The organism is Muribaculum gordoncarteri (assembly GCF_004803695.1).
GTDB classification, from domain to species: domain Bacteria; phylum Bacteroidota; class Bacteroidia; order Bacteroidales; family Muribaculaceae; genus Muribaculum; species Muribaculum gordoncarteri.
On the sequence record NZ_CP039393.1, the window covers coordinates 2,386,834 to 2,401,520 of the forward strand.

A 14,687-nucleotide genomic window follows, 5' to 3' on the forward strand; every position below is an offset into this window, starting at 1 on the left:
AAATTTGCACAAAGTAATTTTCATCAATCCATCACATTTGGACTATGCAAGAGAAAATCATCATTCTTGACTTCGGCAGTCAGACGACACAGCTAATAGGCCGTCGAGTGCGCGAACTCAACACCTATTGCGAAATTGTGCCCTACAACAAGTTTCCGCATGACGATCCGTCGGTAATAGGCGTCATTCTTTCGGGTAGCCCGTTCTCCGTTTATGACGAAAAAGCCTTCAAGGTCGACCTGAGCAACATCCGCGGCAAATATCCCATTTTGGGCATCTGCTACGGCGCTCAATTCATGTCCTACACCAACGGCGGAAAGGTAGAGCCGGCAGGCACTCGTGAATATGGCCGCGCCCACCTTGAAAAGTTTGATCACGAGAATCCCCTGCTCCACGGGCTACGTGACAACTCACAGGTGTGGATGAGTCATGGCGACACGATTACCGCCATCCCCGACAATTTCAAAATCATAGCATCGACCGACAAAGTAGCCGTTGCAGCCTATCAGGCTGAAGGCGAGAAGCTATGGGGAGTACAGTTCCACCCCGAAGTATATCACACCGAGGACGGAACCCAGCTGCTCAAGAACTTCGTAGTCGATATATGCGGCAGCCGTCAGGACTGGAGCGCAGCATCATTCATCGAAAGCACTGTGGCCGAACTCAAAAAGCAACTCGGCGACGACAAGGTTGTGCTGGGACTTAGCGGCGGTGTCGACTCATCGGTAGCGGCAGTGTTGCTCAACAAGGCCATCGGCAAAAATCTCACCTGCATATTTGTCGATCACGGAATGTTGCGCAAAAACGAGTTCAAGAATGTGCTTCACGACTATGAATGTCTTGGACTGAATGTCATAGGAGTTGACGCAAGCAAGAAATTCTTCAGCGAACTTGCAGGCGTTACCGAGCCCGAGCGCAAACGCAAAATCATAGGAAAAGGCTTCATCGATGTATTTGACGAAGAGGCCCACAAGATAAAGGATGTAAAGTGGCTTGCCCAGGGAACCATCTATCCCGACTGCATCGAGTCGCTCTCCATAACAGGAACCACAATCAAGAGCCACCACAATGTGGGCGGACTCCCCGAAAAGATGAACCTCAAGCTTTGCGAGCCGCTTCGCCTCCTCTTCAAGGACGAAGTACGCGCCGTAGGACGCGAGCTCGGAATGCCGGAGCATCTCATCAAGCGTCATCCCTTCCCCGGCCCCGGACTTGCAGTGCGCATACTCGGTGACATAACTCCCGAAAAGGTGCGCATACTTCAAGATGCCGACGACATATTCATCCAGGGACTTCGTGACTGGGACCTCTATGACAAAGTATGGCAAGCCGGAGTGATACTGCTTCCCGTGCAGAGCGTAGGCGTAATGGGCGACGAGCGCACCTATGAACGCGCCGTAGCACTTCGCGCAGTCACCTCAACCGATGCCATGACCGCCGACTGGGCCCACCTGCCCTACGACTTCATGGCGAAAGTGAGCAACGACATCATCAACAAAGTGAAAGGCGTAAACCGAGTTTGCTACGACATCTCCTCCAAGCCACCGGCAACAATCGAGTGGGAGTAAACTCGAATTTTTCGTCACAAACGCAAATGGCTATTATACAGTTGCTTATATTCTACATTTAAGAATCTAAGCAACTGCTATTAATCTAAATGCATAATAAAAAATTTCTAATAGCATACTGTAATTGCACCCCACATTTTTTTCGTATTTTTGCATTATAGACTAAAAAATATGGCAAAAAAGAACCAATCTAAAAGATTAACCCAACAACATAAAACCACTCACGGTGTAGTGGGTATATTTGGTGAAGGAGCAAAATTGCACGACATGACAGTTGGGCAGGTATCACATATGGTTCTAACTCAACTTAAAACTGATTTTCCTACATTATCGTTTAGATATAGAAATAGTATTCGCAAGGAAGAAATTAATTTGGCACTACAAAAAGTTGACAAAGAATTGGGTCAAACATTATTTGTTCCAAATTCCAGTATTATTCCAGATGGCGGTATAATAGAAGTCAAAGATGATTATGACGAATGGCGCGTAATCTTGGTATCAGAAGCTAAACATCAAGGGAAAGATATAGAAAATATATTGGCAGGTAAATTAGTTGGCAAGAATAATGACCAAGATTTAATGGCGGCCGGAAATGCTATTGAGAGATCTCACAAAAACATCTCAGAGATAGCAAATTTTATGTTAGGTGAATCACACTTTCCCTATGTCCTTTTTCTGGAGGGCTCCAACTTTTTGACGGAAACAATTAGAATTACCCGTCCTGACGGGCGTATGGTTGTTCTTGAGTATAATTCTGGAATGCTTAATAGATTAGACCGACTAACTGCTGCAAATTATGGATTGCCTATAAATACAAATCTATGTAAAAATAGGTTTGTTCACCATAAAGATAGAACAATAATGATCCAAGCTGCATCCATTTACACCCAAGGTGACGGAGGGCATTGGGCAACTGAGCAGATGTTCTATATCATGTTAGAAATTGCAAGAACATCTATCCAAGTTCTTTACAGCGATTTATTTTGTCAGGTTCAAAACAAATAAAGTTACTTTTTTATGGCAAGAAAAGCGACTAATACGATTTTACATAAAGCAAAGAGCTCAAAGAGTGATGAGTTCTACACATTGCGTGAAGATATTGAGCGAGAACTGACATTTTACAAAGATTCCTTTCACGGAAAAACTGTATATTGCAACTGTGATAATCCAAAGGAAAGTAATTTCTTCAAATACTTCTTTGAGAATTTTAAGCTCATCGGTTTAAAAAAGCTTATTGCATCATACTTTGTTCCTAATACCCAAGATTTATTTAACGAATCAGAGCCTAAGCATGGCAGTTATATATCGGTAACTTTAGACGACCTCGACACCAATATATCAGACTTGCCATGCAAACCTCTCAAAGGGAATGGTGATTTCAGAAGTTATGAATGTACTTCATTATTGAAGCAATCTGACATAATCGTAACAAATCCACCATTTTCTCTTTTTAGGGAACATATTTCACAAATTGTTCGATATAGAAAACAATTTCTTGTTATTGGCAACATAAATGCAATTACATATCAAGAGGTATTTAATCTGATACAATCAAACAGAGCATGGTTGGGAATACATCTTGGGAGGGGAATCTCAGGGTTTAAAGTTCCCGATCATTATGAAATGTATGGAACTGAAACACATATATCAAGTAACGGTGATCGAATTATTTCACCAAACAATTGCTTATGGCTCACAAATATTGATATTCAATCCAGACATGATCTTCTACCGCTGACAAAAATATACCGTGGAAATGAGGATTTATACCCTAAATATGATAATTACGATGGCATTAATGTCAACAGAACTCAAGATATACCAATGGACTATGAAGGTGCCATAGGTGTGCCTATAACTTTTCTACACAAATATAATCCATCACAATTTGAGATTATTCAGTTCAGAAAAGGCAATGATGGTAAAGATCTTTCAATCAACGGTAAATGTCCTTACTTTCGTATCCTTATAAAAAACAAGGAGCCTATCAAGGCAACTTATCAAAGTTCTTTGTTTGCTTAATTATTTGCAGTAGAAGAAACCTGCTATTTTCAGATTATTTCATTTGAATTAGCTGGAATATAGCTAATCTACAGAGGGTTAACCTCAACCAGATTTTCGTAATCGTGCCAAAATGCGCCCTGACAATGATAAAACTAACTTATAATGCTGATAATCAATCCTTCTGCATTATCGAGTTGGAGTAAACCAACGCAACGCAAACGCCATAAAATCATAAAAAACAGCTGAACATTTACTCTATAATATTTGTCTGATTATTACTAATTAGTTATATTTGCGACATGAAATTAGCCACGCTCCCTACTGCAAATAAGATGCTCGATGAAAAATACGGCGAATTGGGTTCTCTTTCGCGAGAACAGTTCAACGAGGAATCTATCGCGTGGTTCTATGGCAATATGATTCGTGAACGCCGTAAAGAATTGAAAATGACCCAGAAGCAGATAGCTGACAAAATTGACCGTGAGCAAAGTTATATCGCACGAGTAGAACAAGGCAAAACCGACATACAATTATCGAGTTTCTTTCGCATAGCTGCCGTGCTTGGTATCCAATTTATCCCAACGTTTGTTTCGGTTTTAAAATAAACAAAGATTCGATCAAAACAGCACCCCGTCAATGACGAGGATAACATATAATGCTGAGCATCAACACATCCGCATTATAGAGTGGGAGTAGCTTTGTTTCCGTCAGACGACAAACTTATCATAAGCCCCGGCTATGCCGAGGCTTATTTTTTTATCTCGCAGAGGACTCAACAACAAAATCACAACATATTGTGATTTTAGCTCTATTTATCAAATATTTTTTCGTATATTTGCAAAAACCACAATATATTGTGAAAATGGAATCCATAGGAGAACGAATAAAACAACGCCGCAAAATGCTCAACATAACCCAAGAGCAGCTTGCCGACATTGCGGAAGTAGGCATAAACACCTTGACGAAAATAGAACGTGACGAGGGAAATCCGACCTTGAAAGTCCTGCTAAAAGTACTTGACACCCTCGGCCTTGAAATAAAAATAACCATTAAAACTATGAATCAATAATGAGAATGGCAAACGTATATATAAACAATGTATTGGCCGGAGTAATCGTTGAAAATAATCGCAATGATTACATATTCCGGTATGATAACACATACTATCAAAACCGTTCAAATCCACCGGTAAGCCTGACGCTTCCGCTTACTCGGCAAGAGCATCGTTCCACTCACCTGTTTCCGTTCTTCTCCAACATGTTATCGGAAGGAAGCAATCGTCGCATTCAGTCCCGATTCCTTAAAATTGACGAAAACGATAATTTCGGACTATTGTTGGCAACTGCACAATACGACACTCCGGGAGCCATTACCATAAAGCCCATTAAATGATGGAAATAAATCACTGCCCCTCACTTCTCATTCCGGGTTATTCAACCTATTCTCAAACAGCGTTGAAAAGGCTCACATCAGGACTTCCGGTAAGCCACGTGCTCCCCTATACTTCTCTTGCATCAAATGAAGTAATAACTAAATGCCTCGTTCCTGTCGGATGAGCTAAAACGCACATATCGACTGATATATCGCACACGATTGAAAAGTTACCTCCAGGCGGGCATTGATTGAGCGGAAATATTATGGTTCATTAAGAATTGACTCCATGAAAATAAAGTTTAAGCATTGCCGGCGGAAGTTACCTTCGCCTCGGCCACTCGTTGGCGATTTTCCTCATCTCTTTCGGTCACGATGGAACCCCATCGCTCCCTCAATAGCTAAAGAAAATCACTTAACAATTGACCGCCCTGCCATTAACATTTATTGTCGTACCGGCTCTATAGTGTGATTGACTTTTTTTCGTAACTTTGTATTACAATTACAATTTCATTTAATAATTAAACTGAACAGAAAAAATGGCACAATGGTTTGAATGTAAAGTGCGCTACGATAAATTGATGGAAAACGGTATGCAAAAGAAGGTCAACGAGCCTTACATGGTTGACGCTCTCAGCTTTACCGAAGCCGAAGCACGCATAATCGAGGAAGTAACCCCGTTCATTTCAGGCGACTTTTCAGTATCGGCTGTAAAGCGCACCAACATATCGGAAATATTCTGGGACGACTCAGCCGACAAGTGGTATCACGTAAAAGTAAACTTCATCACCATCGATGAAAAAAGTGCGGTAGAAAAGAAAACCACATCCCACATACTCGTGGCCGCATCCGACTTCAAAGGCGCACTCGACAACTTCATGGAAGGCATGAAAGGCACAATGGCCGACTTCGAGATAGCATCCATCGCCGAAACCACTATAATGGATGTTTACAAGGCCAAGCTGTCATCGACCTCACCTGCTGAAGCATAACAAAATCACTCCTCGGCTCGCCATGAACGACATAGCGCAACGCATACACGACATCAAAGCCAATCTCCCCGGAAACGTGGAGCTGGTAGCTGTGTCAAAATTCCACCCCAAGGAAGCCATAATGGAGGCTTACGAAGGTGGTCACCGAGTATTCGGCGAAAGTCGTGCCAATGAACTGGTCGAAAAAGCACGTTCACTGCCCGATGACATAGAGTGGCACTTCATAGGCCACCTGCAGACCAACAAGGTGTCAACCGTAGTACCCTACGTGAAGATGATTCAAAGTGTCGACTCGGAGCGACTGCTTATTAAGATCAACAATGCAGCATGCGACACATCCCGTCAGGTTGATGTGCTCCTTCAGCTTCACGTGGCCTTGGAAGAAACCAAATTCGGATTCACACTCGATGAAATCGACGCGCTGCTCGGCACCGGGTTGCTCGACCGGCTCAACATGGTAAAGGTAAGAGGCGTCATGGGCATGGCCTCGAATGTCGACGACGAAAACAGAATACGACAGGATTTCATGGCCATAAAATCGGCTTTCGACGCGCTAAAAGGGAAATATTTCGCTGACGACAGTGATTTCAACATCATAAGCATGGGCATGAGCCACGACTATGAAACAGCCGTGGAATGTGGCAGCAACATGGTCAGAATAGGGACAACAATATTTGGAGAGAGAGAATATTAGTAATTCAGCCGATTTGCATTATGTTTTATAGCATCATTGCAATGTCGGCTGAAATTTTTTAGTTAAATTTACGCGATTATACTGATATCTTAAATTAATCATCAAATAACCACCTGTTCATAACAAACAATGGAAACAACTCAATCTAAATCGAACGGACGATTAATCGCAATCATTGCAATGTTCTTCATATTCGCAATGATATCTTTCGTCACAAATCTTGCTGCCCCAATCGGCACTATATGGGGAAATGAATTTGAAGGTAACAGCGTGCTCGGAATGATGGGCAACATGATGAACTTCCTCGCCTACCTCTTCATGGGTATCCCGGCAGGAAACCTTCTCGTTAAAATCGATTATAAAAAGACCGCACTGTGGGCCATGGCAGTGGGCGTAATCGGTCTTTTCGTTCAATATCTTTCAGGAGTGATCGGTACCGACACCGCCCTCTTCTCAATGACATCAAGCATCGATGAAGGCGGACAAATGGTAACCAAGGAATTTGTAGTTCGCTTGAACTTCTTCGTATATCTGCTCGGAGCATTCATCTGCGGTTTCTGCGTGTGCATGCTCAACACTGTTGTAAACCCCATGCTCAACCTTCTCGGTGGCGGCGGTAACAAAGGCAACCAGCTTCTCCAGACAGGCGGTGCGCTCAACTCACTCTCGGGAACTCTTACTCCCCTCTTCGTAGGCGCACTCATCGGCCAGCTCTCCAAGTCAACCACAATGCAGGCCGTTGCTCCCCTGTTGTTCATCGCAATCGGCGTATTCGTTGCAGCATTCATCGTAATCTCATTCGTAAGCATACCCGAACCCAACCTTGCCAAGTCGGGCGCCAAGAAAGTAAAATACAGCCACAGCCCCTGGAACTTCCGTCACACCGTACTTGGTGTAATCGGTATATTCATCTACGTAGGTATCGAAATCGGCATCCCCGGCACCCTCAACTTCTACCTTGCCGACCAGAAGGCATCGGGAGCAGGCGTGATAGGTGACGCATCGACAATCGCCGGAGCCATTGTAGCAATCTACTGGCTGCTCATGCTCGTAGGCCGAAGCCTCAGTGGAGCCATCAGCGGCAAGATATCGACCCGCATTCAGCTCATCACCGTGTCGGCAGTAGGTATATGCCTCGTCATCGCAGCTATATGCCTTCCCAAGAGCATCACCGTTAGCGTGCCCTCATTCATCTACAGCGGCCCTGCCGGCGAAATAGCTTCGGTACCCGTAAGCGCCTATCTCCTCGTATTGTGCGGACTCTGCACATCGGTAATGTGGGGCGGCATCTTCAACCTTGCAGTTGAAGGCCTTGGCAAATACACCGCTCAGGCATCGGGCATCTTCATGATGATGGTTGTAGGCGGTGGCGTACTGCCTCTCGTTCAGCAATTCATAGCCAAGGAAGCCGGTTACATGACAAGCTACTGGCTCATCGTGGCATGCCTCGGCTATCTTCTCATCTACGGCCTCGTAGGTTGCAAGAATGTCAACACCGACATTCCCGTCGACATCGAGGAGGAGCTTAAAGAAGAACTCGTATAATGTAAATAAACATTATTAATCCTAATATAACAACCTAAACTTAATTAACCTTATGGACAAAAACGTTTTAAATCGCGCAGCCGACAATATCCGTGTCCTTGCAGCTTCAATGGTGGAAAAGGCTAAGTCAGGCCACCCCGGAGGTGCTATGGGCGGTGCCGACTTTGTCAACGTGCTCTACTCTTCTTTCTTAGTAACCGATCCTGACAATCCCACCTGGATTGCACGTGACCGCTTCTTCCTCGATCCCGGTCACATGTCATCAATGCTATATGCAGTGCTCGCCCTTACCGGCAAGTACACCGTTGACGAGCTTAAGGAATTCCGCCAGTGGGGAAGCGTAACTCCCGGTCACCCCGAAGTTCATCCCGAACGTGGCGTTGAAAACACCTCAGGCCCCCTCGGACAAGGTCATGTAATGGCAGTAGGTAGCGCAATTGCCGAGCGCTTCCTCCAGGCTCGTTTCGGCGACTGGATTGCCCATAAGACTTACGCATTCATCTCCGACGGTGGTATCCAGGAAGAGATTTCACAGGGCGCAGGCCGTCTTGCAGGATATCTCGGACTGAACAACCTCATCATGTTCTACGACAGCAACGACATCCAGCTCTCTACCGAGGTTAAGGCCGTTACTGCCGAAGACACCGCCGCCAAGTATCGCGCTTGGAACTGGAACGTAATCGAAGTTGACGGTACCGATCCCCTTGCAATGGCAGGAGCTCTCGAAACCGCCATCGAGGAGAAGCATCGTCCTACAATAATCATAGGCAAGACCGTTATGGGTCGCGGCGCAGTCACCGCCGAAGGCGAGTCTTACGAAGGCAAGTGCTCAACCCACGGTAACCCCTTGAGCAAGTCAGGTGCATCCTACGAAAAGACCATGGAGCACCTCGGAGCCGATCCCAAGGATCCCTGGCACATCTGGGAAGACACCAAGAAGCTCTATGCCGACCGTGCCGAAGTGCTTCGCGCAACAGTGAAGCTCCGTCACGAAGAGGAGAAGGCTTGGCGTGCAGCCAATCCCGAGCAGGCTGCTCTTCTTGACAGCTACATTGCAGGCAAGCTTCCCGAAATCGACTGGAAGGCTATCGCCCACAAGCCCAACATCGCAACCCGTCAGGCATCGGCCGATGTACTCGGCGAGCTCGCAAAGAAGGTTGGCAACATGATTGTAGCTTCAGCCGACCTTGCCAACTCTGACAAGACCGACGGATTCCTCAAGAACACCCACGCCCTCACTCACGGCGACTTCAGCGGCGCATTCCTTCAGGCAGGTGTTGCCGAGCTTACAATGGCAGCCATCATGAACGGTATAGCACTCCACGGAGGTTGCATCGCAGCTTGCGGTACATTCTTCGTATTCTCCGACTACATGAAGCCCGCAGTGCGTATGGCAGCCCTTATGGAACTTCCCGTTAAGTACATCTGGACACACGACGCATTCCGCGTAGGCGAGGACGGCCCGACTCACGAACCCGTTGAGCAGGAAGCCCAGATACGCCTCATGGAAGAGCTCCGCAACTTCAAAGGCGAACCCAGCATGCTCGTTCTCCGTCCCGGTGACGCTGCTGAAACATCGGTTTGCTGGAAGATGGCCATGGAGAACACCAAGACTCCTACCGCCCTCATCCTCAGCCGTCAGGACATCCCCGACCTGCCCGCAGCAAGCGGCGACCGCTACAACGAAGCACTCGGCGCTGAAAAGGGCGGTTATGTGGTAGTAGACGCAGCCAACCCCGATGTAACCCTCGTTGCCAACGGTTCAGAAGTATCACTTCTCGTAGAGGTTGCCAAGCTTCTCGGCGCCGAAGGCGTAACTGCACGCGTTGTGTCAGTTCCCTCAATCGGCCTGTTTGAAGTACAGCCTCAGGATTACCGCGACAGCGTTATTCCCGCCAACGGCAAGGTATTCGGTCTTACCGCCGGTCTTCCCTCTACCCTTCGCGGCGTAGTAGGTCGCAACGGCGAAGTATTCGGTCTTGACCACTTCGGAGCATCGGCACCCTACAAGGTACTTGATGAGAAGTTCGGCTTCACCGCTCCCGCAGTTCTTGCTCAGGTTAAAGCCTATCTTGCAAAATAATTTGCATCGACAATCTTGATTAAAATAAGCAGGGGATGCCCGTAAAGGCATCCCCTGTTCTATTTATATCATCGCCCAAACGTAGGTTCTTGCGAGAACCGATTATGAACCGTATACACCACTAAAAGAAAAGGATTCAATCCCCACTAAGGGAATTGAATCCTTTTTAAGTATTGGATAAGGGAATTATTATTCCTTGATCTTAGCCTTGATGAACTCGCGGTTAAGACGAGCGATGTTGCTCAGCGAGATGCACTTGGGACATTCAGCGGCACAAGCACCTGTGTTGGTACAGTTACCGAATCCAAGCTCATCCATCTTCTTAACCATTGCACGAGCGCGACGGGCACGCTCAACCTGACCCTGGGGAAGAAGAGCAAACTGGCTTACCTTAGCCGAAACGAAGAGCATTGCCGATCCGTTCTTACAAGCAGCCACACAGGCACCGCAACCTATACAGGTAGCCGAGTCCATAGCAGCGTCAGCTGCAGTCTTGGCGATAGGAAGGCTGTTGGCATCCTGAGCGCCGCCACAGTTGAACGATACATAACCGCCGGCCTGCTGAATCTTGTCAAATGCATTACGGTCGACCATGAGGTCCTTTATAACGGGGAATGCAGCCGAACGCCAGGGCTCTACGGTGATTGTTTCACCATCGTGGAAGCGGCGCATATAGAGCTGGCATGTTGTAGCTCCGGTAGCGGGTCCGTGGGGATGTCCGTTGATATAGAGTGAGCACATACCGCAGATACCCTCGCGGCAGTCGTGGTCGAAGACTACGGGCTCTTCATGATTCTCAACGAGCTGCTCGTTAAGGATGTCAAGAGTTTCAAGGAAAGAGGTGTCGGTATCGGTCTCGACTGTATAAGTCTTGAATTCACCCTTAGCCTTTGGCCCGGCTTGACGCCAAATCTTAAGATTAACAGTTATATTTGCCATTTGAGTTTACTTTCTAATGTTGTGTGAAATTTTATGACTTATAGTTACGTGTCTGAACCTTGATAGCCTCATAGTGCAGGGGCTCCTTGATGAGTTCGGGCGCCTTTTCGTCGCTTCCCTGGTAATCCCAGCATGAAACGTAGAAGTAGTTGGCGTCGTCACGCTTGGCCTCGCCCTCTTCAGTCTGATACTCTTCACGGAAGTGACCGCCGCAGCTTTCGTTACGGTTAAGAGCGTCATAAGCGATGAGCTCACCCATGGTGATGAAGTCGTTCAGGCGGAATGCCTTGTCGAGCTCAACATTCATGCCTTCGGCAGTACCGGGCACATAAAGGTTGGTTTCAAATTCCTTACGTATTTCTTTCAGGCGCTGAAGAGCAATCTTCAAGCCCTCTTCGTTACGTGCCATTCCGACATACTCCCACATAACGTGTCCGAGTTCCTTGTGGATAGAGTCGACCGAACGCTTTCCGTTGGTCTTGAGGAGCTTCTCCTGAGCGGCGATACACTTGGCCTCGGCTTCGTCAAATTCCTTGGTGTCGGTTGAGAAGCGGGGAACTGTAATCTGATCCGACAGATAGTTCTGGATTGTGTAGGGAAGCACGAAATAACCGTCGGCAAGACCCTGCATAAGAGCCGAAGCACCAAGACGGTTGGCACCGTGATCCGAGAAGTTACATTCGCCGATGGCAAACAAGCCCTTCAACGAAGTCTGCAACTCATAGTCAACCCAGATACCACCCATTGTATAGTGGATAGCGGGGAATATCATCATCGGTTCGTCGTAAGGCGATACATCGGTGATCTCCTCATACATGTCGAAGAGGTTGCCGTAGCGCTGTGCCACTGCATCCTTGCCAAGACGGTTGATGGCGTCGCTGAAATCGAGGAACACGGCAAGACCGGTGTTGTTGACACCGAAGCCCTTGTCGCAGCGTTCCTTGGCGGCACGCGATGCAACGTCACGGGGTACGAGGTTACCGAATGCCGGATAGCGGCGCTCGAGATAGTAGTCGCGATCCTCTTCGGGAATCTGCGAACCGCGAATCTCACCTGCCTGAAGCTTCTGAGCATCCTCAAGTTTCTTGGGAACCCAGATGCGGCCGTCGTTACGAAGCGACTCCGACATGAGGGTCAGCTTTGACTGCTTGTCGCCGTGTACGGGAATACATGTGGGGTGAATCTGAACGTAGGCGGGGTTTGCGAAGTATGCGCCCTTGCGGTAGCATGCCATAGCAGCGCTACAGTTACATCCCATTGCGTTGGTCGAAAGGAAGTAAGCGTTACCGTAACCGCCGGTGGCGATAACCACTGCGTGAGCAGCAAAACGCTCAAACTTACCTGTTACAAGATTCTTGGCGATAATACCGCGGGCACGGCCGTCGATCATAACCACGTCGTGCATCTCGTAACGGTTGTAGCTCTTCACCTTGCCGAGCTGAATCTGACGGTTAAGCGAAGAGTAGGCACCGAGAAGGAGCTGCTGACCGGTCTGGCCCTTGGCATAGAATGTACGTGACACCTGGGCACCGCCGAATGAACGGTTGGCAAGCAAGCCGCCGTATTCACGTGCGAAAGGTACGCCCTGAGCCACACACTGGTCGATGATGTTGTTTGACACCTCGGCAAGACGATAAACGTTGGCCTCGCGTGCACGGTAGTCACCACCCTTTACAGTATCATAGAATAGACGATACACCGAGTCACCGTCGTTCTGATAGTTCTTTGCTGCGTTTATACCACCCTGCGCTGCAATTGAGTGAGCACGACGGGGAGAATCCTGAATGCAGAAATTCAATACGTTGAATCCCATTTCGGCAAGCGAAGAGGCAGCCGAAGCTCCGGCAAGACCGGTACCTACGACGATGATGTCGAGGCGACGCTTGTTGGCGGGGTTCACGAGTTTTTGATGAGCCTTGTAGTTGGTCCATTTCTCAGCGATAGGACCTTCCGGGATTTTAGAATCGGCCGGATTCATCACTTTAACGTTTTCTTTAGTATTTTCCATATCGCTAATTAGTTTTCGGGTTGTTCTTCAATCGGTTGAGCGGCAGGAGCTGCTTCATTGTCAATCATGAAGTAGTCGAGGAACGCCTTGGCATGCTGATACTTCGACAGCAATTCCTGATGTCCTTCGGGAGTAAGACCGGTCTGCATCTGAACCTGAGGATCGCTGAGCTGAGCGGCAAACTGAGGATCGCTGAGCACATTTAGGTTCTGCTCGATAACCATCGGGAGCTGCTCGGTTGAAACGCGGTCAACGGGAAGACCTACCATCTTGCCGATAACGCCTACATACTGGCTGCGGAGTGCATCGTCAGTCTTGTAGAAATCGTTGTGAGCGTTTACGGTGAACACTACTGCCTGAGCAATGAAGAGGGCAATAACGATTGTTGTCCACCAGCAAGAAATCTTCTTGAGGCGAGGAAGCCAGGTGTCATTGTCCCAACCGCATGACTGGAACATCGACCAGAAACCATGGTTCATGTGGAACCACAATGCGATGAAGCCGATGATGTAGACGATCGGAGTGTAAACCATGGAGAAAGCCTCCTGGATGAACAGCGTACCCATCGACGGAGGAAGTGTGCCTTCCACACCGCGAATTTCCTGAAGCTGCATCTTGGCCCAGAACTGGATGAGATGCACAACAAGGAATGCAAGTACAACGATACCGAGCACGAGCATGTTCTGCGAAGACCATTCTACGCTCTTGGGCTTGGCGGTTACAGCATAGCGGTCGTTACCGCGAGCCTTACGGTTTTGAAGTGTCAACCACACTGCATAAATAATGTGTATGATGAAGAGAAGCGCAAGACCGGCCGAGGCAGCAAGTGCATACCAGTTGGCGCCAAGCAACTCACATATTACATTGTAAGATGCCGGCCAGACAATGGCTACTGCGTTCATCAAGCAGTGAAACGTTACAAATAGGACGAGGCACGCTCCGGTGATAGCCATGACGAGCTTCCTTCCTATAGATGAGCTTGTTAACCACATAGTAGTTTTGAAATTAGAAAATTAGAAAATTAATTGATTATTGTAAGTTACTTAAAAGCTATCGATTACTATGCAAAATTAAGATAATTTATGCGCTGCTACAAATATTAAAGAAAAAATTCATTATTAAATGTGTCTTTTTGATACCGTGACATCGAAAATATATGTTATAAAACATAAACGCGTTTTTTTGCCGATAAAAATTGTGTAAATACAATCAAAAATACTTAAACTTGCACTGTGAAATTATACAAACCAAAACAATTAACTAAAACAACAATTATATCGTTATTTTTAACCCTCTTTTTCACCTAAGCAAAACAGATGATAAAACGCCTGTTTATTTTTGTAGCACGAAAAAAGGCGACCTGAAAAAATCATGTAAATACCACCAGACAACATTCAAGTAAAAACATTCAAAGAATCCATCAATAATAGTAGATAGATTTCTCATGAATTTAAGGACGGCAGGGCTTGTGATAAGTAATGCC

Annotated in this window: 12 protein-coding genes and 1 pseudogene; 10 read left to right on the forward strand and 3 right to left on the reverse strand. The window is 46.8% G+C overall.

What is annotated here, in order from left to right; genetic code table 11:
- Positions 1–44: 44 nt before the first annotated feature.
- From guaA to E7746_RS10650, 10 genes are all read left to right on the forward strand, one after another.
- Positions 45–1,568 (forward strand): glutamine-hydrolyzing GMP synthase, encoded by a 1,524-nt coding sequence (gene guaA / locus E7746_RS10605; RefSeq protein WP_136410761.1) that lies wholly within the window; start codon positions 45–47, stop codon positions 1,566–1,568.
- A gap of 171 nt (positions 1,569–1,739) precedes the next feature.
- On the forward strand, positions 1,740–2,573 hold the full coding sequence (locus E7746_RS10610; protein ID WP_136410762.1) for an EcoRI family type II restriction endonuclease: 834 nt from the start codon (positions 1,740–1,742) through the stop codon (positions 2,571–2,573).
- 12 nt (positions 2,574–2,585) lie between these two features.
- Positions 2,586–3,590: an adenine-specific methyltransferase EcoRI family protein gene (locus E7746_RS10615; RefSeq protein ID WP_136410763.1), complete on the forward strand. Its 1,005-nt coding sequence runs from the start codon at positions 2,586–2,588 to the stop codon at positions 3,588–3,590.
- Between the two features lie 281 nt (positions 3,591–3,871).
- Positions 3,872–4,177, forward strand: a complete 306-nt coding sequence (locus tag E7746_RS10620; protein WP_370640282.1) for a helix-turn-helix domain-containing protein — start codon at positions 3,872–3,874, stop codon at positions 4,175–4,177.
- 257 nt (positions 4,178–4,434) lie between these two features.
- Positions 4,435–4,641 carry a helix-turn-helix domain-containing protein gene (locus tag E7746_RS10625; RefSeq protein ID WP_123395688.1) on the forward strand — a complete coding sequence of 69 codons (207 nt, stop codon included), beginning with the start codon at positions 4,435–4,437 and terminating at the stop codon, positions 4,639–4,641.
- The gene (locus E7746_RS10630; RefSeq protein ID WP_136410765.1) at positions 4,641–4,964 is read left to right on the forward strand and encodes a HipA N-terminal domain-containing protein; all 324 of its coding nucleotides are present in this window, start codon (positions 4,641–4,643) and stop codon (positions 4,962–4,964) included. Before E7746_RS10625 ends, E7746_RS10630 begins: the two co-directional genes overlap by 1 nt.
- A gap of 518 nt (positions 4,965–5,482) precedes the next feature.
- A complete protein-coding gene (locus E7746_RS10635; protein WP_136410766.1) occupies positions 5,483–5,935 on the forward strand; it encodes a DUF4494 domain-containing protein in 453 nt (150 codons plus the stop codon).
- Positions 5,936–5,957: 22 nt separating this feature from the next.
- A complete protein-coding gene (locus E7746_RS10640; protein ID WP_136411342.1) occupies positions 5,958–6,629 on the forward strand; it encodes a YggS family pyridoxal phosphate-dependent enzyme in 672 nt (223 codons plus the stop codon).
- Positions 6,630–6,758: 129 nt separating this feature from the next.
- Positions 6,759–8,174 carry an MFS transporter gene (locus E7746_RS10645; protein WP_136410767.1) on the forward strand — a complete coding sequence of 472 codons (1,416 nt, stop codon included), beginning with the start codon at positions 6,759–6,761 and terminating at the stop codon, positions 8,172–8,174.
- Between the two features lie 52 nt (positions 8,175–8,226).
- Complete coding sequence (locus E7746_RS10650) at positions 8,227–10,257, forward strand: transketolase family protein (protein WP_123395682.1); 2,031 nt, start codon at positions 8,227–8,229, stop codon at positions 10,255–10,257.
- Between the two features lie 189 nt (positions 10,258–10,446).
- Here the strand turns inward: E7746_RS10650 and E7746_RS10655 are convergent, their stop codons facing one another.
- From E7746_RS10655 to E7746_RS10665, 3 genes and pseudogenes are all read right to left on the reverse strand, one after another.
- Complete coding sequence (locus tag E7746_RS10655) at positions 10,447–11,196, reverse strand: succinate dehydrogenase/fumarate reductase iron-sulfur subunit (protein ID WP_135946792.1); 750 nt, start codon at positions 11,194–11,196, stop codon at positions 10,447–10,449.
- Positions 11,197–11,227: 31 nt separating this feature from the next.
- Positions 11,228–13,174 carry a fumarate reductase/succinate dehydrogenase flavoprotein subunit gene (locus tag E7746_RS10660; protein ID WP_123395807.1) on the reverse strand — a complete coding sequence of 649 codons (1,947 nt, stop codon included), beginning with the start codon at positions 13,172–13,174 and terminating at the stop codon, positions 11,228–11,230.
- Between the two features lie 362 nt (positions 13,175–13,536).
- Positions 13,537–14,196, reverse strand: a pseudogene (locus E7746_RS10665) (succinate dehydrogenase cytochrome b subunit); the annotation flags it as partial.
- Between the last annotated feature and the right edge of the window lie 491 nt (positions 14,197–14,687).

Excerpts from the sequence above, each read along its gene's own strand:
- guaA (WP_136410761.1), top strand. The coding sequence starts at position 45 with ATGCAAGAGAAAATCATCATTCTTGACTTCGGCAGTCAGACGACACAG.
- E7746_RS10610 (WP_136410762.1), top strand. The coding sequence starts at position 1,740 with ATGGCAAAAAAGAACCAATCTAAAAGATTAACCCAACAACATAAAACC.
- E7746_RS10615 (WP_136410763.1), top strand. The coding sequence starts at position 2,586 with ATGGCAAGAAAAGCGACTAATACGATTTTACATAAAGCAAAGAGCTCA.
- E7746_RS10620 (WP_370640282.1), top strand. The coding sequence starts at position 3,872 with ATGAAATTAGCCACGCTCCCTACTGCAAATAAGATGCTCGATGAAAAA.
- E7746_RS10625 (WP_123395688.1), top strand. The coding sequence starts at position 4,435 with ATGGAATCCATAGGAGAACGAATAAAACAACGCCGCAAAATGCTCAAC.
- E7746_RS10630 (WP_136410765.1), top strand. The coding sequence starts at position 4,641 with ATGAGAATGGCAAACGTATATATAAACAATGTATTGGCCGGAGTAATC.
- E7746_RS10635 (WP_136410766.1), top strand. The coding sequence starts at position 5,483 with ATGGCACAATGGTTTGAATGTAAAGTGCGCTACGATAAATTGATGGAA.
- E7746_RS10640 (WP_136411342.1), top strand. The coding sequence starts at position 5,958 with ATGAACGACATAGCGCAACGCATACACGACATCAAAGCCAATCTCCCC.
- E7746_RS10645 (WP_136410767.1), top strand. The coding sequence starts at position 6,759 with ATGGAAACAACTCAATCTAAATCGAACGGACGATTAATCGCAATCATT.
- E7746_RS10650 (WP_123395682.1), top strand. The coding sequence starts at position 8,227 with ATGGACAAAAACGTTTTAAATCGCGCAGCCGACAATATCCGTGTCCTT.
- E7746_RS10655 (WP_135946792.1), bottom strand. The coding sequence starts at position 11,196 with ATGGCAAATATAACTGTTAATCTTAAGATTTGGCGTCAAGCCGGGCCA.
- E7746_RS10660 (WP_123395807.1), bottom strand. The coding sequence starts at position 13,174 with ATGAATCCGGCCGATTCTAAAATCCCGGAAGGTCCTATCGCTGAGAAA.